Annotated in this window: 23 protein-coding genes and 2 pseudogenes; 19 read left to right on the plus strand and 6 right to left on the minus strand. The window is 37.1% G+C overall.

Annotated elements, in window-relative coordinates:
- Positions 1-289 precede the first annotated feature (289 nt).
- Complete coding sequence (locus ACQV1I_RS02830) at positions 290-874, minus strand: hypothetical protein (protein WP_236645904.1); 585 nt, start codon at positions 872-874, stop codon at positions 290-292.
- A 1,063-nt stretch (positions 875-1,937) separates the two neighbouring features.
- Between ACQV1I_RS02830 and ACQV1I_RS02835 the strand changes: the two genes are divergently transcribed.
- From ACQV1I_RS02835 to ACQV1I_RS02850, 4 genes are all read left to right on the plus strand, one after another.
- On the plus strand, positions 1,938-2,408 hold the full coding sequence (locus ACQV1I_RS02835; RefSeq protein ID WP_094701454.1) for a hypothetical protein: 471 nt from the start codon (positions 1,938-1,940) through the stop codon (positions 2,406-2,408).
- Between the two features lie 22 nt (positions 2,409-2,430).
- Positions 2,431-2,757, plus strand: a complete 327-nt coding sequence (locus ACQV1I_RS02840; RefSeq protein ID WP_116335092.1) for a hypothetical protein — start codon at positions 2,431-2,433, stop codon at positions 2,755-2,757.
- Between the two features lie 225 nt (positions 2,758-2,982).
- Positions 2,983-3,606: a TetR family transcriptional regulator gene (locus ACQV1I_RS02845; protein ID WP_116335091.1), complete on the plus strand. Its 624-nt coding sequence runs from the start codon at positions 2,983-2,985 to the stop codon at positions 3,604-3,606.
- 34 nt (positions 3,607-3,640) lie between these two features.
- On the plus strand, positions 3,641-4,195 hold the full coding sequence (locus ACQV1I_RS02850) for a GNAT family N-acetyltransferase (protein ID WP_116335090.1): 555 nt from the start codon (positions 3,641-3,643) through the stop codon (positions 4,193-4,195).
- Between the two features lie 30 nt (positions 4,196-4,225).
- On the opposite strand, the gene ACQV1I_RS02855 is transcribed toward ACQV1I_RS02850, so the two are convergent.
- Entirely contained in the window at positions 4,226-4,594 is a 369-nt protein-coding gene (locus tag ACQV1I_RS02855; RefSeq protein ID WP_116335089.1) for a YybH family protein, read from the minus strand.
- A 415-nt stretch (positions 4,595-5,009) separates the two neighbouring features.
- Here ACQV1I_RS02855 and ACQV1I_RS02860 point away from each other — a divergent pair, with 415 nt between their 5' ends.
- From ACQV1I_RS02860 to ACQV1I_RS02880, 5 genes are all read left to right on the plus strand, one after another.
- Entirely contained in the window at positions 5,010-6,980 is a 1,971-nt protein-coding gene (locus ACQV1I_RS02860) for a methyl-accepting chemotaxis protein (RefSeq protein ID WP_116335088.1), read from the plus strand.
- Positions 6,981-7,389: 409 nt separating this feature from the next.
- Positions 7,390-8,190, plus strand: coding sequence for a hypothetical protein (locus ACQV1I_RS02865; RefSeq protein WP_438769057.1), 801 nt, complete (start codon positions 7,390-7,392; stop codon positions 8,188-8,190).
- Between the two features lie 286 nt (positions 8,191-8,476).
- Positions 8,477-9,112: a restriction endonuclease gene (locus ACQV1I_RS02870; protein ID WP_116335263.1), complete on the plus strand. Its 636-nt coding sequence runs from the start codon at positions 8,477-8,479 to the stop codon at positions 9,110-9,112.
- Between the two features lie 202 nt (positions 9,113-9,314).
- Complete coding sequence (locus tag ACQV1I_RS02875; protein WP_116335262.1) at positions 9,315-10,295, plus strand: ABC transporter substrate-binding protein; 981 nt, start codon at positions 9,315-9,317, stop codon at positions 10,293-10,295.
- A 178-nt stretch (positions 10,296-10,473) separates the two neighbouring features.
- Positions 10,474-10,647: a hypothetical protein gene (locus ACQV1I_RS02880; RefSeq protein WP_161555142.1), complete on the plus strand. Its 174-nt coding sequence runs from the start codon at positions 10,474-10,476 to the stop codon at positions 10,645-10,647.
- A 69-nt stretch (positions 10,648-10,716) separates the two neighbouring features.
- Here ACQV1I_RS02880 and ACQV1I_RS02885 read toward each other — a convergent pair whose 3' ends face one another.
- Positions 10,717-11,268: a delta-aminolevulinic acid dehydratase gene (locus tag ACQV1I_RS02885; RefSeq protein WP_116335261.1), complete on the minus strand. Its 552-nt coding sequence runs from the start codon at positions 11,266-11,268 to the stop codon at positions 10,717-10,719.
- 227 nt (positions 11,269-11,495) lie between these two features.
- On the opposite strand from ACQV1I_RS02885, the gene ACQV1I_RS02890 reads away from it, so the two are divergent.
- The 4 genes and pseudogenes from ACQV1I_RS02890 to ACQV1I_RS02905 all read left to right on the plus strand — a co-directional run bounded on the left by ACQV1I_RS02890 (position 11,496) and on the right by ACQV1I_RS02905 (position 15,575).
- Positions 11,496-12,311, plus strand: a complete 816-nt coding sequence (locus ACQV1I_RS02890; protein ID WP_116335260.1) for an aminoglycoside adenylyltransferase domain-containing protein — start codon at positions 11,496-11,498, stop codon at positions 12,309-12,311.
- Positions 12,312-12,529: 218 nt separating this feature from the next.
- On the plus strand, positions 12,530-13,189 hold the full coding sequence (locus ACQV1I_RS02895; RefSeq protein WP_094701518.1) for a class I SAM-dependent methyltransferase: 660 nt from the start codon (positions 12,530-12,532) through the stop codon (positions 13,187-13,189).
- An 88-nt stretch (positions 13,190-13,277) separates the two neighbouring features.
- Positions 13,278-14,446, plus strand: a pseudogene (locus ACQV1I_RS02900) (IS3 family transposase).
- A 163-nt stretch (positions 14,447-14,609) separates the two neighbouring features.
- Positions 14,610-15,575 (plus strand): helix-turn-helix transcriptional regulator, encoded by a 966-nt coding sequence (locus ACQV1I_RS02905; RefSeq protein ID WP_116335259.1) that lies wholly within the window; start codon positions 14,610-14,612, stop codon positions 15,573-15,575.
- 85 nt (positions 15,576-15,660) lie between these two features.
- On the opposite strand, the gene ACQV1I_RS02910 is transcribed toward ACQV1I_RS02905, so the two are convergent.
- Positions 15,661-17,163: a sigma-70 family RNA polymerase sigma factor gene (locus tag ACQV1I_RS02910; protein ID WP_236645920.1), complete on the minus strand. Its 1,503-nt coding sequence runs from the start codon at positions 17,161-17,163 to the stop codon at positions 15,661-15,663.
- Between the two features lie 235 nt (positions 17,164-17,398).
- Here ACQV1I_RS02910 and ACQV1I_RS02915 point away from each other — a divergent pair, with 235 nt between their 5' ends.
- Complete coding sequence (locus ACQV1I_RS02915; protein WP_104066873.1) at positions 17,399-18,271, plus strand: radical SAM/SPASM domain-containing protein; 873 nt, start codon at positions 17,399-17,401, stop codon at positions 18,269-18,271.
- Between the two features lie 225 nt (positions 18,272-18,496).
- Here ACQV1I_RS02915 and ACQV1I_RS02920 read toward each other — a convergent pair.
- Positions 18,497-18,694: pseudogene (locus tag ACQV1I_RS02920) on the minus strand (site-specific integrase); the annotation flags it as partial.
- Between the two features lie 87 nt (positions 18,695-18,781).
- Between ACQV1I_RS02920 and ACQV1I_RS02925 the strand changes: the two are divergent.
- The 5 genes from ACQV1I_RS02925 (at position 18,782) to ACQV1I_RS02945 (ending at position 21,184) form a co-directional block, all read left to right on the plus strand.
- Positions 18,782-18,997 (plus strand): hypothetical protein, encoded by a 216-nt coding sequence (locus ACQV1I_RS02925; RefSeq protein WP_161555140.1) that lies wholly within the window; start codon positions 18,782-18,784, stop codon positions 18,995-18,997.
- Positions 18,997-19,644, plus strand: coding sequence for a peptidoglycan recognition protein family protein (locus ACQV1I_RS02930; RefSeq protein ID WP_094701524.1), 648 nt, complete (start codon positions 18,997-18,999; stop codon positions 19,642-19,644). Before ACQV1I_RS02925 ends, ACQV1I_RS02930 begins: the two co-directional genes overlap by 1 nt.
- Before the next feature lie 99 nt (positions 19,645-19,743).
- Positions 19,744-20,289 carry a sigma-70 family RNA polymerase sigma factor gene (locus ACQV1I_RS02935; RefSeq protein ID WP_116335256.1) on the plus strand — a complete coding sequence of 182 codons (546 nt, stop codon included), beginning with the start codon at positions 19,744-19,746 and terminating at the stop codon, positions 20,287-20,289.
- Complete coding sequence (locus ACQV1I_RS02940) at positions 20,276-20,512, plus strand: helix-turn-helix domain-containing protein (protein WP_116335255.1); 237 nt, start codon at positions 20,276-20,278, stop codon at positions 20,510-20,512. Before ACQV1I_RS02935 ends, ACQV1I_RS02940 begins: the two co-directional genes overlap by 14 nt.
- A gap of 117 nt (positions 20,513-20,629) precedes the next feature.
- The gene (locus tag ACQV1I_RS02945) at positions 20,630-21,184 is read left to right on the plus strand and encodes a DUF3238 domain-containing protein (protein WP_116335254.1); all 555 of its coding nucleotides are present in this window, start codon (positions 20,630-20,632) and stop codon (positions 21,182-21,184) included.
- A gap of 1,007 nt (positions 21,185-22,191) precedes the next feature.
- On the opposite strand, the gene ACQV1I_RS02950 is transcribed toward ACQV1I_RS02945, so the two are convergent.
- Complete coding sequence (locus ACQV1I_RS02950; RefSeq protein ID WP_236645919.1) at positions 22,192-22,542, minus strand: hypothetical protein; 351 nt, start codon at positions 22,540-22,542, stop codon at positions 22,192-22,194.
- Position 22,543 lies beyond the last annotated feature (1 nt).

Raw genomic sequence — 22,543 nt, forward strand, 5'->3', positions numbered from 1 at the left:
TAGACCAGATATAGATAAAAAAGCTTGATTTTGAATTTTTCACAAAAACTCTTAACTGCGTTTGTTAGAAAGGAATCAAACAAAGCAATGATAAGAAAAATTACTAAGAGTTCAATTACAGTTGCAAGATAGAAATTGACCAGAAGAAAATCAACCCAATAATTTAGTTTAATAAATAGACTAATGAAAACAAAAAAGATAAACATGGAGTACTTCTTTTCATTGGCCATAAATTCTCCTCCAAATCTCTAAAAAAGGGAGGAATGCTCCCTTTTTTAGAATTTACTTATTACCACTTTTTCCTATCTATTTCGTAATACTCTACTTTTTTCGGTTTTTTAAATTTTTTGTCTTTATAATGAACAACGGTCTCATAGTAAATATCAGATTGTATGTCGGAATCCTGTACTTTCCAAACCCAATACCCAACATAGGTATCAGCTAATACTTCCTTACTCCATGCAGAAAGCTTCGCAATAGTCCAACCTAAGAGTGCCTTTTTAAATTTTTTTGTTGGAATTGGGATCTTCTCTGCTACCCAAGAAACAATGATGTCGGCCATTTCTCTGTGGACACTATGATTAAAATGGTCGTATTTTGGACCATACACAATTTCGGCACTGCCACCAGGTCCCTCAATGACTGATGTTCTATTTTCTTTCATCAAGCTCTCATACATACTTTCCAATTGATTCTCACTCAATGGATTTAGTCCAGTAAAGGTTATTCCATGGTAGGTATAAGTATATTCCGCGCTTTGTTCAATAGGAGAAGTAGTATTACTCCCAATTGATGCAAAAGCAGATGTGGACATACTTAGTGTGGTAAGAAGTGCAAGTAAGCTTAACGAAAATCTTTTCAGCAAAAGAATCACCCTCCTTTTTGTTTTATTATAACAAAAATTACAAAAATAACCAGTTAAGAACACTGTTTATTACCAAAAATTTCTAAAACGTTTCCTCCAACAGCCGATCCCGTCAAATCTTCTGGTTTTTCAGTTCAAGTGAGTTCATAAACCAATTGGTGTTCTAATTCTTTTTTCGTAATCCTTATCTGGTTGTTCCACTTAATAAAAATCGACCCATATTAACATAGTGAAACATCTTAGTTGTCTTTTAATGAATAGCTAAAACACGACTGTTCATATCCCAAAGGGTTTCGGATCATATAGTTTATTCCTATATCCTATAAATGAGTAATACCAATTAACCTGAATAGCATTTTTTGGTGGAGACGTTATCTTGAGTTTAGTCTTTTTTTAGAACATTCCTCTGTGTTAGTAAAAAGCATCATGCACTTGCAAACCAGCTTTCTTTCCCCTTTACTATTATTTTGCATCGCGTCTTGAAATTTCCCTTAAAATAAAAAATTAGAAACCCTCTTTAAATTTAGACAAAAAACGACATGAAAAATATATCCTACCCCTAATTTCACTGGGTATAATGGTTCATAGTTGTATGCATTTTGTCACCTATATAATTGATTTACAAACTAACACCATAGGGATGTAATCGCATTTAGATTCTGTGTAGTATGTTCGTTACATCTTGTATAAGTTAAAAACTGGTTATGGAAAAAATGTTATTTTTTTATTACAGGTGAACTAGTATGTATCGCATTTACCTTTTTATTTGGGTAGTGTAGCCTTTCTTTACTAGATTATGATGATAGGTGTAGCAACAATAAACGGGGAAAAACCTAGGAAAAACAAAGCCCTGATGCAAAACTGTCAGAGTTTTTATATGTCTAAAAAACATGGTAGAGCTCTATCATTCTATTCATATCGTATAGTTAACTAATACTATATCTAATGGATGTATACTAAATGTTAACCTATCATAGCAAAAGACTAACATTTGGTAGATAAGACCCATTTACTTACATTTATTACATAATTATGATAATGATGTAAGTAAATGCTGAATGGAGGTAGATTTATGCGTAAACTATCGAAAAAAACGATTTTAAGTCTTTTGTCTACGTCAGTATTGGCTGTATCTCTAGCAATTCCAGTTTCAGCGTCGACCGTGACTTCAACTCAGCAGGCTGTAGTAGTACCGAACAGTGAGGTTGGAGCTCAACAGGTAGGGACGTATGGATGGAAAACACATATTACGAAAGAAAGTGTAAAAACAGTTGTTACACACATTAGAAAAGGGGGCGCCGTGTTAGAACAAGCAATTAGTAAGCTGTCTCCAACGGCGGCTCAATCCTTTAAAAGATGGTCTAGTAAAATAGCAGATTTCTTGGAGGGCCTCGTCAAGGGTTGGGAACAAAAAGAAGAATACGCTATTGTTTATGTGAAAGATCAAGTAAGGAACTTTTTGAAAGCGAACTCCAATCTTTCGGATGGAACAATCCAGGAAATCGTTGTTACTATTGAGTGGCTACTCTGGTTCGTTGCTTAGGAATGAACGAGGAGGAACTCTTTTGCACGAGAAATATACCTACTATGATTGGCTGACAGAACAGAACTTATCATCTGGTCAGCAATCAAAGCTTCATATTTTTCTCTATTTGATTTCTGATAAATTGACAGGGAATCTCATTACCGCTGAGTATGATAAAAAAATACGCGACACTGTTCCAGAGTTTGCACATATTCTTGATGCTTCCGCAATCACTCGGGAGTTGGTGTATTCTACCTTAGAAACAAACTTTCTGTTTACGAAACAATCAATTGATCGAATGGTTGAGGGTATGGGGAATCAAGGAAATTTTGCAAAGCTTACAGAATTTATGGGACAACCTAAATAATCCACCTAGGATAAAATATATGATAATTGGGGCGGCTACGATAAAGCTGCTCTTTTTTACTTGCACCTATCTGGGTGCTTTTTTCTTTTCATAAAATGATGTAAATGAAAAGATATAATGGAATCTTTTTGCTTCCTTTTATTGAAACCGACATTAATGTCTTTTATAATAAACGTACCGATAAAAACGACATGAATGTATATTTTACAGGAGGCGCGAACCATTATGGCTCCAAGAGTAAGTGAGGAATACAAAAAACAAAAGAAGCTGGATTTGTTACAAGCGGCAAAACGGGTGTTTATTGAAAAGGGTTATACCCAAGCGACGATGCAAGACATCATGGATAAGGCAGGAGTTTCGAGAGGCGCTTTGTATGCATACTTCGATAACATTGAGCACGTATACATCGAACTGCTTCATGCTGAGGATCAAAAGGATGTACTTTTTTTCGGTACAGATGATAAAGGTACGTCCTGGCAACAAATAACCAAGTGGGTTAATCAGCAGCAGCAGGAAATGCAAAGGCTTGATCAATCTCTTTTGCTAGCCAATTCGGAGTTTTTTCTATCAACGAATTACCGCAAAAATAGAGATAGCTATCCCTATGTAACAGCACGGTACCAACGTATAGCTGAGGTAGTAACTACTTTTTTTCAGAAGGGAATAGAGCGGGGGGATATTCGTCCGCGCATTCCTGTTGAATCCATTTCGCTTTATCTCATTTCATTTATCGATGGTTTAATGTTAGATACCGCTCATTTGGGGCTGGAAAAAACAAAGGTGAAGGAGCAAATGGAGGTTTTGCTATTTTCATTGAAGGAATTGCTTTGTCCGATTCCAGAAAAATAAAAGTAGGAAATAACTAAAAAAGGGGAGCAAGACTATGTTGTTTCAATCTGCAAGAATTTATCTGAGAAAAATGACTGCCGATGATGTAACGATTTATCATACATGGAGAAACGATATGGAGGTCATGCGAACTACCAATCCATCTATTGATCTGTTTACATTAGATAGCACACAAGAATTTGTTAATCAGGTTATTTTAGGATCAAGCACATCAAAAAGTTATATGATTATCGTTAAGGAGTCGGAAACCCCTATTGGGATCATCTCACTTATCCAGATTGATTATAAAAATCGAAATGCGGAGTGCATCATCGACATTGGTGAGAAGGCGTATTGGGGAAAAGGCTATGGAACGGAAGCGTTGAAGCTTCTATTAGATTACGCCTTTTTGGAATTAAATCTACACCGAGTATCATTGCGAGTGTTTTCTTTTAACAAAAAAGCGATTGCCCTATATGAAAGAATGGGATTCAAGCACGAGGGTATTTCGCGTGAATACATCTTTAGAGACGGGAAGTGGAGCGACGTTTTCCACATGGGGATTCTGCAAAGAGAGTATGTGGCTACAATCGCCGCTGTTGGCAATTAGGCTAAAGTAATGCAAAAAAGATCTAGAAGTCTAGACCTTTTTTGCGGGTAACGGACTTAGATGTTCATGAATGAGCAGCCATCCAATGGTATCCTTAACGAATACATTTGTGGCTCTTCCTTGCCCACTTGTGTACTTTCCATTCATATAGCCTTCATAGCAATATGTATACGTACAGGTTGCAGAGTCATTACCTTTATGGAGCCATTGGATATCTTGTGCTTTATAAATCTCGTTTTGGATGATTGACCAAGCGTTTTCAAAGTATGCCTGTATTTCTTGGTGAGTAGTACAGGTACAATTTGAGAAGTAGTAAAGGGCATTTGGATGTAACAATTTTTTCACTTCATCAAAGTTGTGGGTGTTCGTTGCCTCTATATATTTATCCAGTATCTCCATGTACGTACCCTTCCTTTTATTTTGAATTTTAAGTTAAAGATTTATCGTGAAAGCAAAAACGAAAAAGCTGAAGCTTGGGTCAGCTTTTCATTCACTATACGGAGGTCATAAGAGTTGGAGAAACTTGCTCTACTTTTTTCGCTTGAATTTTCATAATGACCACCTCTCTAATTATCGGAATATTATATTAATTAATAATTATATGGTATCGTTCTCTTAAAATCAATCTATAAAATTCGCTCATTTCTTTCATTCTATTTACCGACTAAAAAACCCGTTAATGCCTGAAATTGTAAGGTTTTATACTTGTCATTAATTACCAAAATAAAAAATATGTAACTGCTATATTCTGAGTGAAAATTTTATCCGATAAACATTACACAACGAAAAAACGCATGGAGAGGAAAATTATAATATGGGATGGAAATTCAGGTTAACTTTGACGATTAGAAGGAAATTAATTTTTTCCTTTGCAATCATTTTAATCATTCCAAGTATTGTAATTGGTTTGATGTCTTATGAAATTGCAGCAGACAAAATGCGTGAGGAAATTAACAACTTTGGTGTAAGAAGCGTAAATATGCTGGATCAGATTATCAACGATACGATTGATCCAAAAATCCATGATATCACATACTTTTCCAAGCAAATAACCGAACCGTTTTTACAAGGGGGAGCTCAAGCTCCCATAAGAGAAAGATTGAAAGAATATTATGCCCTTCATCCTGAATTGGTTAGTGTGTATGTTGGGACCAAAGAGGGAGTGATGATTCAAGAGCCTGTTCAGAAGATGACTGAGGACTATGATCCAAGAAATAGACCTTGGTATCAAGATGCAATAGCAAAGAAAGGGCAAACAATTATTACAGAGCCCTATGTAACGGCATCGACGGGCAAGGTGGTCGTAACCATTGCGAAAACACTTGAGGATAATTCCGGTGTAGTAGCGATGAATTTGAATTTAGATAATATCGCAAAGGTAGTTCAGCAGGTTAAAATTGGGCAACAGGGCTACGCATTTATTGTGGACCAAACAGGCAAATATTTGGTTCATCCCACGATAAAAAGCGGAACTGATTTTAAGGAGAAGTGGGAAGAGGAGCTATTTGCGAAGAAGTCAGGTCAGATCGAGCTAGATGAAACAAATGAATTCATCTCGTATGAAACGAATAAAGTAACGGGCTGGAAGATAGCTGGTCTGATGTTTTCCGCAGAGATTCAAGAGGCAGTTCAGCCTATCTTTACCCGTACCCTAGTCGTTATCGTAGCGGCTTTATTGGCAGGTACAATTTTGATGATCCTCGTCATTCTTTCCATTACCAATCCGCTTAAGAGATTAATAAAAGCCTCCCGCAAAATTAGTGAAGGGGATCTGACTGAAACGATCAGCGTGAACGGGGAGGATGAGATTGGAATGCTATCTCAATCGTTTCAACAGATGCAGACCAATCTTCGCACTCTCATTGGTCAGGTAGGCTTTAGTGCAGATCAGGTTGCCGCTTCGGCTGAAGAGTTAACTGCAAATGCAGATCAAACAAGTAAAGCAACAGAGCAAATCAGCACGACCATTCAATTATTAGCCACGGGGGTCGAAAAGCAATTTCATAGCGTAGAAGAAACCTCGGAAACCGTACAGCGCATGTCACTGGGTGTAGAGCAAATGGCCTCCCATTCTGAAGAGGTAACAGCTAAAGCGATTGAAGCATCTGTTAAAGCAACAGAAGGCAATCATTCGATTCAGACAGCAGTAGAACAGATGAGTTCCATTAATCATACAGTTAAAAAGGTGGCAAGCGTCATTAAAGGCTTGGGTGAGCGTTCCGAGGAAATCGGTAAAATTGTTGACGTTATCGCAAATATCGCTACGCAAACCAATCTGTTAGCATTAAATGCAGCTATTGAAGCAGCACGAGCAGGCGAGCATGGTCGGGGATTCGCTGTTGTTGCGAATGAAGTCCGATTATTAGCAGAGCAATCGACTCATTCGGCTGAACAAGTGGATAAGCTGATTATGAGCATTCAGGAGGAGACGAATCAAGCTGTCCATTCGATGGATTTGGCCACCCAAGAATCGGAAGAGGGGATCAACCTGATTAATACGGCTGGAGATTCCTTCGAACTGATTCAAGTAACTGTAGAGCAGGTGACAGCCCAAATTCAGGAGGTCACAGCAGCGATTAAACAATTGTCAGAGGGATCGAAGGAAATGGTCAGTTCCATGGAAATGATTACGGAAGTAGCAGAAACAGCGGCATCAAGTACGCAGGAGGTTTCTGCATCAACAGAGGAACAGCTCGCGACTATGGAGGAAATCACCCATGCCGCTGCTTCCTTGGCAGGCATGGCTGAGGAGCTTCAGGGATTATTGGCAAAGTTTAAAATCTAGGGGAACGATCTGGCGAAATACAAAACGGAGAAAGCCAGTCATTTGTAGCTATCACCTATGAGGGTGGTAGTGATAGATCGTTTCTGATATTCTCCCCTCTTAGTAGACAGTAAGAAGCAAAACACCTTGCTGTATTGACTAGGAGGGGATTTTCTATAGGGAAAATGGAGTATGCTTTTAGGGAATTTTTGAAGAAATAGTAAGTAAACGCAGAAGCGAAAGTGATGTATCAATAAGAATGAACTATATATATCTGTGTCTATATATTCATTTTTCCCTTACAAAAGTGTAAGGTTTTTTTTGTTGACTTAAAAAACAATGTGTAACTATAATTATTACAACCTCGAGGAAATTAGATGAAAATTTGACTAGATCTAGTAAAAAATTAATGAATGGAGAAGATGCAACTATGAAAAAGCTAGTTTTAACAGGCGTATTAAGTGTTGGGGCCTTAATGGGGGCGAATCTTCCAGGATTAGAGGTTATATCAGCGCATGCAGCTATCCCTTCGAGTCTTTCTATAGCAGAAGGTAACTCACAACAAACTCTTTTCGAACAGCAAAGAGAGAAATATACAGGAATTGTTACTGGAAAAACAAATCAGGGGCTTACAATCTTTACTGAAAATGTGCCTGCTAATGTGCTGAAAAATATAAATATAGGCGATTCAGTTGATATATATTCTTCATATAGTTCTAAAGTTGCTGAGAATAAAGCGGAAGACTTTATAATCGGAACAGTCACAGATTCAGATAGTGATTATGGTTATGCTACAGTAGAATACAAAAACAATGAAGGAAAAACGGAGACGGTTGATGTTACCTTTACGGAGGCTCACACCTATAAAGTAGGAGATAAAGTGAAAGTAACGAATAAGTCGAAATGGGAGCATAAAAAAATCGGACCAAATGATGTAACGTTTGCATCAGGAGACTTTATTTCTAAAGTTGCTGAGAAAGAAGCGGAAGACTTTATAATCGGAACAGTCACAGATTCAGATAGTGATTATGGTTATGCTACAGTAGAATACAAAAACAATGAAGGAAAAACGGAGACAGTTGATGTTACCTTTACGGAGGCTCACACCTATAAAGTAGGAGATAAAGTGAAAGTAACGAATAAGTCGAAATGGGAGCATAAAAAAATCGGACCAAATGATGTAACATTTGCATCAGGAGACTTTATTTCTAAAGTTACGGAGAATGAATAATTTATAGAATGAAATGACCTGCATTCACTAGGAGCCAGAACAACACTGCCAGACTGTTTGTCACGGCATTGTAATAGTTGTTGTGGTACGACTGTAGGTATGTATATACGATGAAAAGCATCTCATTGAGGTGCTTTTCTTTTTTAAGTTACTTATTTTTACAATTGTTATATAATAAACAAGGGTTAAAATGGGGATTATTGGTGGATGCATACTAGTCCTCGAAGCAGATCGCAGGTACTTCTTAATAGTTAAGTATGAAAAATCATTGATAGGAGAATACAAGATGGAATTGATTTTTTTCTTGCTTTTGATTCTGATTATAGGTGTTGCAATATTTCTTAAATTCGGGAGTTTCCCCAAAAAATCTCCAAATACGAGACAAATAACAAATGATATTGATCCATTAGCTATAGATATCCGTGATATAGATAAAATGCTTGATGGATCAGAATTTGAGATGTATTTATATAGACTGTTTCATGCATTAGGCTATAAAGAGGTTTATAAAACAGTGGGGAGCAGAGATTTTGGGGCTGACCTTGTTTTTACAGATCGTTCTGGGGTTCGTAATGTAATACAAGCGAAACGATATAGGATTGATAACTTAGTAGGAATTAGTGGTGTACAAGAGGTATATTCCTCTATGAGATTTTATAAAGCGAAGAAGTCAATTCTGATTGCAACATCTACATATACGGATTCATGTGAGACCTTGGCTGGAATTAATAATGTAAAATTGTTAGATCGTACTGATTTAATCTCTATTATCGAAGCTTTCAAACAAGGAAATGTAGAAAAAGCAAAGGATTTGATTGAGGCAGAGCCAAGAGTAATTTTGGATTCATGGACTGATTATGCAGATTCAAATCGAGAAATGAAGAAGGATAAAAAGGCCGAGAAGTTAATACGGGGGATATAGTTTACAGGCAAACCTAATAATGAAGATGTTCAAAAAAGCTACTTGCTAAAAGAGTAGCTTTTTTGTTATTGAAGGCTTTCAAACGCTTTTGATATTCAGTAACTTTGCATATTGACACCAGATAACGTTGTCTGATACATTTACTACGAAAAATGAGAATCATTATCAAAAAATCCTTGTAAATACATATAGGGGAGATTTCATGTTAAAGGAAAAAACATTCTTCTTCATAACAACCATGATTATTGTGCTGTCTGTCCTGATGACTGCTTGTGGTGGAACGAGCAGTCCAAACAGTGGTGCTCCTACACCAAAGGAAAAGGAAACAACTGCTGCTGAGGGAATGCATAGCTTTGAAACAAAGAAAGGAATTGTGAAGATTCCCGTAAAACCGAAACGAATCGTTACTGATTTTTATGGTGGTGAATTGCTTTCTGTAGGGGCAAATGTTGTTGGTGTTGAACCAACTACTTTCAAAAATCCATTTTTAACTGATCTGCTAAAAGGGGCTAGTGATATCGGAGAGCCTATTAGTACAGAGAAAACATTGCAGCTAAAGCCTGATTTGATTGTTGTTATGAAGGACGAAAACTATGAGGCTTTGTCAAAAATAGCTCCTACCTTGCACATTCCATATGGTACTGCCACTAACATCTATGAAACGGTAAGACTGTTTGGTGACATTGCAGGAGAAAAGGAAAAAGCAGAGGAGTTTATCGCTGCTTTTGATAAAAAGGCAGCGGAGGGTCGTGAGAAGCTAAAGGGTGTTATTGACGAGAATGCTGCCTTTGGACTTTATGAACTGACGGATAAGGGTGAACTGTGGATCTTCGGAGACAACGCTGGTCGAGGTGGACAAGCAATCTACAACGCACTGAAGCTTAAAATGCCACATGCTAAGAATAAAGCAGAGGAGCAGACGTTAAAGCTGTCCATGGAGATGCTACCACAATATGCTGCGGATTACATGTTCTTGACCACTTATGATCCTCAGAATAAGGGAGAAGCATTAAAGCAATTACAGTCTTCAGCGGTTTGGAAAAACCTAAAGGCATCTAAAAACAATACGTTATTCTATAACGACTTTGATACGTTTTATCGTTATGATCCAATTGCTATTACTGGACAAATTGATCTAATCGTTGACATGCTACTTGAAAGAAGCAAGGAGAATAAAAAGTAGCTTTTCGACGCTTTCTTATATACAGAGCAGGATACCATTTTATCCTGCTGACTCGAACACACCCCCACCTGTAGGGATAATATCAATATAGGTAGTCTTGGTTTAATCAACGTGCTCTAAGAATGGAACATCTAATAAACATGTGTGCCTCTGGTATTATTCTCAGAGGTTTTTTATTATGAATGGATGTCGCTTACAAGCGGGGATGTCGGTACAGAAATCTACACAAGAGTATCTTAAGAAGCATTCAGCGACGTTGGTTTACATTTGGCCAATCGGTAGTAAAGCCCCAGAGCTTGTCTATATGCCATTAAATCCCCAGATTCTTTTATCTGCAAAGAACGATTCGTAGACGTAAAAAAGCCCTGAAGTAGATCAGGGCTTTTTAAATGCTATATTCATTTGTTTTGTTGCTCAGCTATCAATTTTCATAGATTTGATACATCGTCATGTTTTCATCCATTGCTTTACTTAACTGGAATGCTTCTTGGATACTTTTCTTGTTTTGAATTACTTCATAGAAGAATCGCAAAACAAATAGCAGTGCAGCATTTCCATCTGGATAGTCATTTGGGCCAATATACGCTTGACAACCACATTGTAGGAATGTTTTTGCCAGTTCAGGATCGCCCAGAGAGCATCCATTGGCAACAACGATTTTTCCTTCCAATCTGGCAAAGTGGGAAATTTCTTCTGGACCAAAGTTGCCAGGCAGCTCATCTGCATCATACACGTCTTCTCCTAGCTCCGGCATGATGAATTTCCCTTCATCTCCGTGGAAGTTGAGAATAATCATGTCAGTATTCGGGTATAAGTCCTCACCTGATAAGATAGCAGTGAAATCATTGGGTCTACCTATCCAATACGTAAAGACTCTTGCACCAAAATACTCCAAAGTAGCTCGGATTGCTTGTGTATCCATATCAGAATCAGGCCCGCAGACTAAAGCAACATTCATTTCTGGTTTACTCATTATTTATTCCTCCATAATTTCATTTTCATAATGCTAAAATGAGTGGATATGGAGGTGGTGATCGTGCTTTAGAGAAGCAGACAACACGTTACCTATTATTCGGTTTCATATGCGAACTCCTTTTGTAATGGGACTTTTTTTATAAAATATAACATAATAAAGATGAATATTTCAAATGTTTTGTATAATAGTTGGTAGGTACTTAAAAAGAAATGAGGATTCTAACTATGGATGTAAAGATACCAAAAAAGATTAGCCCTTTATTGCAAGAGTATAGTGATACATTAATATCCGAATTATCTGATGTTATAGACGGGGTTTATTTATATGGTTCGATCGCTTTGTCAGCATTTGATGAGCATAAAAGTGATATAGATTTTATGACAATCGTAAAAAGAAGCTTAACGAATGAAGAGATTGAAATAATAAGGAAGCTACATCATAAGCTAAGGAAGAGTAACCCGCTTGCCAAAAAATTAGACGGTATGTATATCAACCTTGAGGACATCGGACGAGATAATAAATCCTTACAGCCTTATCCATGCTGTGCTAGTGGAGTTTTTAAAAAAGAGGGGTACTGGGATATTAATCATGTGACATGGTGGACATTAAAGCATCATGGAATAACGATTGTGGGGAAAAGGGTAGATGACTTAGGGATTGCTACAGAATGGCAGGATGTTAAGGAGACAATGAATTATAACATAAATGAATATTGGGCAAAAAAAGGGAAAAGTCGTATTTACTTCTTGTTTGATGAATGGATTGAGGACGCTGTAGTAACATTGTGTCGCATTTATTACACGCTAAAGTATCAAGAGATTATTGCGAAAGGGAAAGCGGTAGAGTATGCACTGCAAGTCCTTCCTGCTGAATGGCACCTACTTCTCAAAGAATCCTTGAGAATTCGTAACAGAGAAAATGGGGCATCGCATTTTTCTTCCAGAGTAAAGAGAGCACAAGAAGCAAGAAATTTTATAGCATATATGATTACCTGTTGTAATATGAATTTTTTTACTAGTGATCATCATTTGGAATTATAGGATAGAATAGAACATTGACAAGGATAATGATTATCACTATCATTTAATTATGAAAATATTCCCATAAAAGTGATCGCTTCCTAGATTATGTATAATTCGCTCCGTTGGTTTTCTACCATACTTTTAAGTAATAAGTTGTCAGTTTGCTACTATGTGCTTTTCGCAACTTGCTTGTAAGCATTGGGATGGAAATTTCAGGTGGAAGGGGAAGAGAATAGATGAAAAACACAGGAAATCAAAGCTATATTCCGGCTTTAAAATTTCATTGGTTGACCCGCCTTTATGACCCTGCGTTGTGGGGAATGAAAGAAGAGGCATTCAAAGGACATCTTGTAAATCAAGCTAACCTGATGCCAGAGCAGCGTATCTTGGATTTAGCTTGCGGAACAGGTACCTTAACTCTTATGCTCAAACAAGCACAGCCAGAGGCAGAGGTAATTGGACTAGATGCTGATCCTAACATACTATCAATAGCTAAAAATAAGGCAGAGGAACATCAAGTAGCTCTTACGTTTCAACAGGGAATGTCGTTTGAGCTTCCCTTTGAAGATAATCACCTCGACCACGCTTTTTCTAGTCTGTTCTTCCATCATCTTACTCGGGAGATGAAACGTAACACGATACACGAATTACTACGAACCCTGCGTCCGGGTGGAGAAGTACACATTATTGACTTTGGTAAGCCTCATAATGTAGTAATGAGAGCAGCGTTTTTTACCGTGCAGCTATTAGATGGCTTTGAGACTACAGCAGATCATGTTACAGATGTGATTCCTGAACTCCTTGAAGACACCGGGTTTGAAGAGGTTCGACCAATAGGTGATTTCAAGACAAGAGCAGGTTCGCTTCGTGCTTACTCAGCAAGAAAACCCGCCTAAGTAATGGTATTATCCCCTTGTGGTTGACTGTGTTTAAAACCCGACTGTTATAATTGGGTAGGACACAATTGACCAGAGGGGATTTTTTATGGCTAAAAAGGGACAAACATACAAGGTATATACTGAAAAGGAAAAAATGGAGGCCGTACGTCTTTACGAGTCTGGAGTATCTTCCAGAGAAGTCGCCAGAAAATTAGGTATACCGGAAAAAAACAGGTGTTGGACTGGGTTAAAAAGGTCCGTAATGGAGAGGCACTTACATCTTCACGATCAAATAAAGCTTGGCGAAAAGGGCGTCCAAAAACCAAGTTTGCAAGCCTTGAGGAAGAGCTAGCTTATGTTAAGGCAGAGAATGAATATCTAAAAAAGCGGTATCCAAATCTAAACGGGGAGTGACATCGAAGAAAACGAGATTTTCCATTATTGATAAAATGCGAACCAAATATCCATTATCTTGGCTACTCTGTTTTGCAAAAGTATCCCGTGCGGGATATTACAAATGGAGAAAGTCTAGTGAGGCAACGGTTCGACGATACGAAGAGGAAGTGAATCTGAAGGAACATATTTTATGTATCCATCGCGTTCATCCTTATTACGGTTACTTACGAATGACAGTAGCCCTACGCAAAGAGGGACTACATATCAAGCACAAGCGTGTCTATCAATTAATGAAGAATTTAGGCATCCGATCAGTTATTCGTAAGAAAAGGCGATTCTTCGGTAGGCAGGTATCGGTTGTGAACCCGAATCGACTGAAGAGAAAGCTCAAAGCGGAAGTACCTCTCAAGAAGCTTGTTACCGACATCACTTATCTGCGTGTAGGAGAACAATTTTTTTCTATCTGCTGTGCAGGACTTATTTAATAACGAAATCGTTGCTTGGCAGATTTCTTCCCATAACGATTTGTCACTCGTGATGAGAACTATAGAAATTCTTTGTCAAGAAAGAGAACTTAACGGTTCGGTCTTACACTCGGACCAAGGATTTCAATATACATCCAGGCATTACAATAAACGTTTGGAGGAGTACGGAATACTAGGAAGTCATTCTAGACGGGGAAATTGCCTAGATAATGCCTGTATCGAGTCATTCTTTTCTCATCTGAAAACAGAAATGATGTACCGATGCTCTCCAAAATCACTTGAGGAATTAAATCAAATTGTTGAAAAATATATAGCCTTTTATAATCAGAGTCGTTTTCAGAAAAAACTTGGCGACCGCTCACCGATTGAGTATCGAGAAACGATCGCCGCGTAACGATGGGTTTTTAGGCAGTCTACTTGACAGGGTTATGACCATATCAACATTTTATAGCATACATACATAGCCATGATGTGATAAACTACTCATAAATGAGAATTATTATCAATAAATATAGCCATATATCACAACCTTGTATATACAGATAGGAGGGGAGAAAATGATTGTTCGAGCTGAAAATACAGAGTTTACAGATTTTAATGGCAATGTTCTGAATAAAATTCTGGGTCACTCACCTGTAGAGTCATTTGAGCATTACGGAAGGATACCGTTTCATCTTGGCGAAGGCCATTTCAGTTGCATTCAGCTTCGTGATGGCATGGAATTGCAGATCAGCGATATGGTTTTATATGAGAATGTTTCATTTGATGTAGGTATCCGTTATCCACATCTTGAGCTTGCGTTTACGATAGATGGAGATGGGTATTTCTCGGTTGATGGACAAAACAAGGATATTGTAACAGAAACAGGCAGTGCTCAGCTCGTCTACTTAAACGATACAAAATTTCATGCTAAACATAGCAAGGAAAAACGTTTTACTCACTTGGAGCTACGTATGGATGCGAGGCTATGGGGCAGCCTTTTCCAAAATGTAGAGGTTAGGTTTGACCAGCCCTTCTTCCACCTTCAGGATACGATTCGTCCTAAAATGCAGGTTCTGCTGCAGCAATTACGTAATTGTTCGTACAGCGGTTCAGCTAAACGTCTTTATATGGAAGGAAAAACATTAGAGCTTCTGGCATTATTTATCTATGAAATGGAAATGGGGCAGATTAAAAAGGGCACTAGTTTAAAAAAAGACGATATTGACCGGATTTACTTAGCTAGGGATATTTTAGTAAAGATGCTAGGACAGCCCCCCAGCCTGCTCGCCCTATCGAGACTTATTCAACTTAATGATTACAAGCTAAAAATTGGATTTAAAGAAGTGTTTGGTATGACCGTATTTGAATTTGTAAGACAGCAACGGATGGAAAAGGCAAGGATATTATTGGAGAATAATAGCATTAGTGTCAGTCAGGCTTCATCTCTCGTAGGCTATCATAATTTTAGTCATTTTGCTTCTTTATTTCGTAAGACATATGGGGTTAATCCCAGTCAATATGGCAAGAATGCTTTAAAGTAAATGGGATTTTAGAAATGTCTATCATATACATGGGTTATAATGTGAAAATGACCGCCTGGTGATCAGCCAAGGCGGTCATTCATGTTTATCCTGATGCACCTAAAACAATTGCTCTTGCGTATGGTACACCTTTCAAATGTTTTAAATGCTCCTTTGAACCCGTAACGACGACTCCAAATATTTTGACATCCTCTGCGTCAGGTTTTTCTTTTTGTCCTCTTAAAAAATTGAAAATTCGCTGGTATTCCAGCTGATGTTTTCCGTTTAATTTCATACCCTTTTCAAGAGATTCGATAAAATCCTGTTCTGACGCAGAATCTGATTTGTTTTTAAAACCATATACTAAATAACTGGGGTATGGATCTTTTATTAGCTCTGTGGCAGTCTCAGTTCCAATTACCTGACCTTTTTCATTTGTTACATTATAGCTTCTTGTACGGGGCATTAGACCAGGTTTATCGTCATAGGTATCTACCCAGTACCATTGAGGGTATATCCCTTCTGGTAGCATAGAACGAATCTGTTGAACGGTGTAGGGCTTGTCAAAGGAGATGGCCAATTCCGCCGCACCGTTTTGCAGCTCGTCTAATTCTTCCAAATGATTCATGTATGTCTCGTATGTAGTAATAAAAGGAAGGTAGAATAATAATTCTCTTTGGAAGGTGTGTAAATTATAAGCTAATTTCGTTTTATTTTGGTTCCCGCTTGACCAAAATTTAAGGTTAGTGCTCATTTTTGTATACGTCCCCCAGAGAGAATAGACATACAATTCTTCTTCCCATTTTATAGGGCGTCCTTCAATATTTTTATAGGTGTAGAGGACAGATTCATTTTGTAAAAGACCTTCACTTATTGTTGGAAAGCTTATAAATTCAACATTAGGTCTGGTGATTTCTCCAAAAGTTTCGATATCCTCTCTGACATGATAAAAATGATAATCCATGATTTGTTTTGAAGCAAAAATAAAACTAATTAGGACCAATACAGAAATGACAAAGGAAATTAGGATGTTTCGTAATAAATTTCTTCGCTTAGCTTTTTGTAGGGCTTTTCTGATTGTTTGATGATCCTGATTAAGATCAAATTGATCCAGGTTCATTGATTTTCCTCCTATATATCTTTCGGAATTGATTGCGTGCTCGATATACATGGTTTTTACGGTCTCTTCTTTTACAGCTAGAATGTTGGCAATTTCCTTATAAGAAAAGTCATACACATATTTTAAAAATAAGACATGCTTGTAAGGCTGGGGTAACAGGTTACAAAGCTGCTGAATTTCATGCTGGAATTCTTGTTTTATGATGTGTTCATCTAATGCTCTTGTTCCAATGATTTGGACGGTTTCAATAGGGATCAGCTCCCAGCGTTTTTTTCGTCTCACAAGATCGTAGTGGTAATTAATAGCTACACGAAACAACCAGGGAGTAAATTTATCCACATGCAGCTCATCCAGACAAATGAAGGCTCGATACATGGTTTCCTGGACAATATCTTCCGCGTCAGTCTGGCTTACACCCAGTCGTAAAAAATATCGATAGATGCTTTTACTATTTTCCTGTAGCAAGAGTTCAAAACTTTCATTATTCATTTTCTACTCCTTTCTGTACTATTCACGTATGAAGGGGCACAAATGTATACAATCTTTTTAAAAAAATATCGATCTATCACAACGAAAATCTCAAATTGAAATCATCCTTGAGTTTTCATGTATAATAAGCGAAGGTAAGAAGATATCGATTATTAGATTTGTCCATGTGACAAGTAGGATATATGGAAAAATAAAAATCACTTTTTTATAGAATAGATGGAATGAGGAACAAGTTTTGAAGACATTTAAAAAGGTATACATTGAGATTACTAGTGTTTGCAATCTTGCCTGTAGCTTTTGTCCACAAACAGGTCGACAAGCTAGGTTTATTAAGCTAGACACGTTTACTAATATTTTGGACCAAATTAAACCACACACGAAGCATATCTATCTACATGTGAAGGGAGAACCACTCCTTCATCCCAAAATTGATGAATTGCTGGATGTGAGCCATGAGAAGGGATTTAAGGTCAACATCACGACAAACGGAACCCTTATTCAAAAGAATCGTGTCAAGCTACTGGGCAAGCCAGCCTTGCGTCAAATGAACTTCTCGTTGCATAGCTTTGATGGTCACGAAGGCTCTGTTGATCGTGATAAATATCTATCTAACATCCTATCCTTTGTTCGAGAGGCAGCGGAGCATAACGTGATCATATCCTTTCGTCTCTGGAATCTGGATCAAGATAACGCAACGAACCTTCAAAGGAATAGAAACAGAGAGACCTTAGAGGTATTGGAAAAGGAATTTCATTTAGACTATAAAATTGAAGAAAAAGTGGCTCCTGGAAGCGGGGTCAAGATTGCTGAACGGATTTATCTCAATCAGGATCATGAATTTGAATGGCCGAGTTTGCACGCACCCGAAGACGATGGAAAAGGCTTTTGCCATGCCCTTCGTAGTCAAGCTGGAATTCTTGTGGATGGAACGGTTGTGCCGTGCTGTTTGGATGGAGAAGGTGTGATTAATTTGGGGAATGTCCAAGCTACACCTTTCTCTGAAATCGTAGAGAGTGAGAGAGCAAATAATCTTTTTGATGGGTTTTCTAAAAGGGAAGCTGTCGAGGAATTATGTAGGAAGTGTGGATATAGAAAGAGGTTTGGATAAATGTTGATATGACAAGGGATTCTGCCTATATAATAGTGATTGAATTTTGAGTGTAACAGCTATCGAAAAGATGGGTTGTTGACGAATTGTTGACCAAATTCTTAAAACTATATTACAAGAGAGTAAAAGACACCGGATAATTGATCTGGTGTCTTATTTTGTTTTGCTAGAGACTTTGGGTTGAAATATGAATTCAAATTTATTTGCAGCTTCTTTATCTGCTGATTAGAGGGCGTGTCCGTAAATATTCATCGTGGTAGAAATACTTGCGTGACCAAGCCTTTCAGAAATTATCTTGGCGTGTACTCCCTGATTAATTAGAATCGTTGCTGAAGTATGACGCAAATCGTGGAAGCGAATATATCGTAAATTATGCTTTTTTAAGAAAGATCGAAACCATTGAGATGGAGATTCTGGATTAAATGACTTACCTTCATCATTAAAGTGTGGATATTAGTGCTGTGAATCTTCAAATCTAAACGGGATGGTTTAGTAATTGCTGTAGTAATGGTGTCAGGAGCATGGCTGAAAACGCGAAGTTGGTTCCCAAACGATTACATTCCTCTTGCTATTGTTGTGATGGCGGTAGCTTATAATGCGATCAATGCTTTATTGTTCGGGGGAGATTTACTCGAAGCTGGCAAGATGGCTTTTATTGAGGCAACGGCTGCCATTGGGATTCATTCAGGCGTGAAAAATTCGTTTCAGAAGGGAGATGTGGAGTAATGCAGACGATACAGGATTTTGTTCCAGCAGGGAGAAAGAACCGTCCAGAACGTAAGATGATTCCAAAATACATCACAATTCATAATACAGGTAATGCAGGAAAAGGCGCAGATGCTCTTTCACACGCTAAATACATCAAAGGTGATGCGGCTGCTCAAAGGCAAGCATCTTGGCATTTTACTGTAGATGATAAACGCATCATTCAGCATTTGCCGTTGAATGAAATGGCTTGGCATTGCGGTGATGGTAATGGCCCGGGTAATTCATCATCTATTGGGATCGAAATTTGTGAGAACGTTGACGGAGATATTCGAAAAGCAGAGGACTTAGCTGCTCAACTGGTTGCTGATCTACTAAAGCAGTTCAACTTGGGTGTTGATAGAGTTAAGCAACATTGGGATTGGAGTGGAAAGAATTGCCCTCACGTGTTAAGAGCACGTCCCAACGGTTGGCAAGATTTTATAGCACTAATCAAATCAAAAGGAGAGGTTAAAATGAAACCAGAGGTAGTAAATGAAATTATTAGTCATTTACAAGGGCAATGGGCTTTTTACAATCAAATGGGGATGAAGGATAAGGCTGTTAGGATTGGACAGTTGGCAGATGAGTTGAGGGTTGCAAGTGGGCAAGCCCAAAAGAATCAATAAAAACAGTTTAAAGAGCGTGCCAGTTACGTGCTGGCACAATTTATTCTTTGTTATAAAAAGAACGTACATTCGTATCGAATGCAGATTGGTGGTAAAATAATGATGAACACAATTAACAAAAAATTTGCGAAAAATAAAATAATCGTTAACTTCTTGAGCAGAGAAGAGAATAAGAGTCTCTATGACAAAGTGATTTCAAACCCTTTAGACACTGGAGCAAGTGAAAAACTAAATGAAAGCTTCATAGAATATTTTGGTGAAATAAGGTTGGTAAAATATTTTGCTTCATTAATAGAGTTTTCTTCCATCAATTATTCTAAGAAAAACCGTGAGGAAGAAGAAAAACTAGTCCCCATAATTTTTGAGAATGACGCAAAAGAAACAAATTCTAATAAGGATGATTACTTTACAGAAAATAATGACCTTTTAGAAGTAATTGAAAACGAAAGTCTGTACATAGCGCTAACCACATTAACTGATAAAGAAAAATTGATATTAAAGTATTTAGCTATTGATGGGTACGATGTTAGTTATATTTCAAAGAAGACGCACACAACAAAACAATCCGTTTCAAAGACGAAGATTAGGGCACTAAATAAGTTGAGAAAGTTACTTGTAAAAGGAAGATTGCATGAGTCTAATTGAATTGGTCAAAAAAGCAAAGCAACATGATACAGAAGCAATGATTAAAATTTGTGAAAAATTTGAGCCGAAAATTCGGAAAGAGATTGCAAAAGCACCTAATCATTTAAAAGAAGATTTAAGACAAGAAATCGCAAAAAATATAATAGAAGCAGTATACAGATATGATATGAAAAACATCCCTGATTTATTTGAATATATTAATTCTAATAAAAAAAGGGATTAGGTTGACTATTTCTGTTTTTTTATACCTTACCTTATATGAAACGTAAAAGATCGATTGTTTTGAAGGGAAACACTCGATCTTACCCTTCCGTTCAAATATAAGAGTTGAGGTGTTTTTATGGGTATGATTAGATTGCGTTTTAAAACGTTTATTCCAATGGCAAAACTTAGAATTTTAAAGGGTACTGATTGGTTTAAAGGAGATGACCGAGATTTCGATTATTTCGGAAGTTCTCGTACCAAACATGATGTAAAAGTAGATTTTTCTAAAAAAACTGTTACAGAACATAAATTCATTGGTGAAACTCATAATCTGACTACAGGAGAAACAGCGCGGGCATCTGTGAGTGGTCTTCAGTTACTAGACGTTAAATGGATCAACTCAAAACAAGTAAAATATAAAGTTGTGTGTTCAAGTGCAAATCCTTTAGTACCGAATGCTCCAGCTATTGATTATGAATTTAAAGTAACTCTTAATTCAGACGGGACTGGAACATTTGAAGGTTTGCATGATGGGTTTCCAAATTATGAAGTATATATCGATACGGATAATTCAATGGGTAATAGAAAAAATGTAGTTTATACATTTGATATTGCTGACCATAATGAAACTCCTTTATCCCTATTTCCTCCTATGGAATGGGGCGTAAGTCGCCGTAAATTTGCAGTTTAAATAGTCGATTTTCAACTTTAAAAAGCACCAATTTTTAAGGGGCTTTTTAAAGTGTTTTAGAAGTTACGACTAATATGTATCCTACAACTAAAAAACACCTAGTATCAATTTTATAAATCAAATCTATATGGAAGTTTGTTATAGTTACACTAAGGACTATCCTAAAAAAACTGAACAATCATAATCAACAATACTGTTAAAATCGGACCACTAAGGCTAAATAATGTCGAAATGAATTTGGAGTTATTATATTGTGACATAAAAAAGATAACCGAACCCAAAATAGTAATAATAGGTACAATGATTGCTCTCATAGCAAGGAAATAGAGTGGAACGGCGAAAATACTTCCTAGTACGATGAAAAAAAATGTACAAAGATGCCAACTTATTATTGTTCTTTTTCGAAAAATATAAAGTAAAAACCACCCAAAGATACAACAAATATAATTAAATAAGGTAACAAATAAAAGAATACTCTGAAAACCCGATATTCTTAAATCAGTAAAATCAATCGTAGGACTTAATACATAGATAAACAAAATTAAATTAGCAAAGAACAGAGATAATCCTGCTCCAGATAAGTATGATCGCATTTAGATCATAACCCCCTTACGTTAATATTAATTATTATACCATAAAATGGGTTTTATTTAATTGTTCTTAATCTTACTAACGTGTTAATTTTGAAATGTTAGGTTTTTAAATGAGGGTATAAACATCGGGTGGCAGATGAGGTGAGGGTGGCTAGTGGACAGGAACCACAGAATAAAAATTAGTTGACGAAATATGTCAGCAACCAAGTTGATTTATATGAGATTTTTGTAACGGAATTGGGCCACTAAAAGTGAGGGCTATCAAGTGTTAACCATGTACAGAAATAATTAAATGGTGAAACTGGAAGGGATTTTTAGGATGTGAATAATAAAAGGTTTCCAACAGAGAAGTAAAATCTAAACTGTTGGAAACCTATTTTATAACCTTAGTGAAACTTTCAAAAAGCTATATGCCTATTGTTTAGAGTACGTAACTTTGAAGGATTTAGTTCCAGTCGATTTACCATAATATTTAAAGGTTACTGTGCTTCCCGTAACATTAAAAGTATTCCTTCCAGCTTGAAGTCTAGTATTCGTAGGATCCCCATTAACATGGACCGTTACATCAGATACATTACCTATTGCATGAACTACAATTGTATGACTACCATACTTACCTAAATCCAGAAAGTCTGTACTGGAACTAGAATATCCAGCAACGTTATGCGTAACCGTCTGTCCAAACTGTACATCTCCATATGCTGTAATTTCCTTAGGTTCAGAGAATTGAGTTGAAGCTGATGCTGGAACTGCGGCTGTAACCATT

It is taken from the genome of Brevibacillus sp. JB24b (assembly GCF_051713385.1).
Lineage (GTDB): Bacteria > Bacillota > Bacilli > Brevibacillales > Brevibacillaceae > Brevibacillus_B > Brevibacillus_B laterosporus.

What these genes read in the sequence shown, in the direction of transcription:
- ACQV1I_RS02885 (WP_116335261.1), bottom strand. Translation starts at nt 11,268, where the DNA reads ATGAGTAAACCAGAAATGAATGTTGCTTTAGTCTGCGGGCCTGATTCT.
- ACQV1I_RS02895 (WP_094701518.1), top strand. Translation starts at nt 12,530, where the DNA reads ATGAAAAACACAGGAAATCAAAGCTATATTCCGGCTTTAAAATTTCAT.
- ACQV1I_RS02850 (WP_116335090.1), top strand. Translation starts at nt 3,641, where the DNA reads ATGTTGTTTCAATCTGCAAGAATTTATCTGAGAAAAATGACTGCCGAT.
- ACQV1I_RS02945 (WP_116335254.1), top strand. Translation starts at nt 20,630, where the DNA reads ATGGGTATGATTAGATTGCGTTTTAAAACGTTTATTCCAATGGCAAAA.
- ACQV1I_RS02860 (WP_116335088.1), top strand. Translation starts at nt 5,010, where the DNA reads ATGGGATGGAAATTCAGGTTAACTTTGACGATTAGAAGGAAATTAATT.
- ACQV1I_RS02855 (WP_116335089.1), bottom strand. Translation starts at nt 4,594, where the DNA reads ATGGAGATACTGGATAAATATATAGAGGCAACGAACACCCACAACTTT.
- ACQV1I_RS02835 (WP_094701454.1), top strand. Translation starts at nt 1,938, where the DNA reads ATGCGTAAACTATCGAAAAAAACGATTTTAAGTCTTTTGTCTACGTCA.
- ACQV1I_RS02890 (WP_116335260.1), top strand. Translation starts at nt 11,496, where the DNA reads ATGGATGTAAAGATACCAAAAAAGATTAGCCCTTTATTGCAAGAGTAT.
- ACQV1I_RS02880 (WP_161555142.1), top strand. Translation starts at nt 10,474, where the DNA reads ATGAATGGATGTCGCTTACAAGCGGGGATGTCGGTACAGAAATCTACA.
- ACQV1I_RS02865 (WP_438769057.1), top strand. Translation starts at nt 7,390, where the DNA reads ATGAAAAAGCTAGTTTTAACAGGCGTATTAAGTGTTGGGGCCTTAATG.
- ACQV1I_RS02845 (WP_116335091.1), top strand. Translation starts at nt 2,983, where the DNA reads ATGGCTCCAAGAGTAAGTGAGGAATACAAAAAACAAAAGAAGCTGGAT.
- ACQV1I_RS02910 (WP_236645920.1), bottom strand. Translation starts at nt 17,163, where the DNA reads ATGAATAATGAAAGTTTTGAACTCTTGCTACAGGAAAATAGTAAAAGC.
- ACQV1I_RS02950 (WP_236645919.1), bottom strand. Translation starts at nt 22,542, where the DNA reads ATGGTTACAGCCGCAGTTCCAGCATCAGCTTCAACTCAATTCTCTGAA.
- ACQV1I_RS02905 (WP_116335259.1), top strand. Translation starts at nt 14,610, where the DNA reads ATGATTGTTCGAGCTGAAAATACAGAGTTTACAGATTTTAATGGCAAT.
- ACQV1I_RS02935 (WP_116335256.1), top strand. Translation starts at nt 19,744, where the DNA reads ATGATGAACACAATTAACAAAAAATTTGCGAAAAATAAAATAATCGTT.
- ACQV1I_RS02875 (WP_116335262.1), top strand. Translation starts at nt 9,315, where the DNA reads ATGTTAAAGGAAAAAACATTCTTCTTCATAACAACCATGATTATTGTG.
- ACQV1I_RS02930 (WP_094701524.1), top strand. Translation starts at nt 18,997, where the DNA reads ATGCAGACGATACAGGATTTTGTTCCAGCAGGGAGAAAGAACCGTCCA.
- ACQV1I_RS02940 (WP_116335255.1), top strand. Translation starts at nt 20,276, where the DNA reads ATGAGTCTAATTGAATTGGTCAAAAAAGCAAAGCAACATGATACAGAA.
- ACQV1I_RS02870 (WP_116335263.1), top strand. Translation starts at nt 8,477, where the DNA reads ATGGAATTGATTTTTTTCTTGCTTTTGATTCTGATTATAGGTGTTGCA.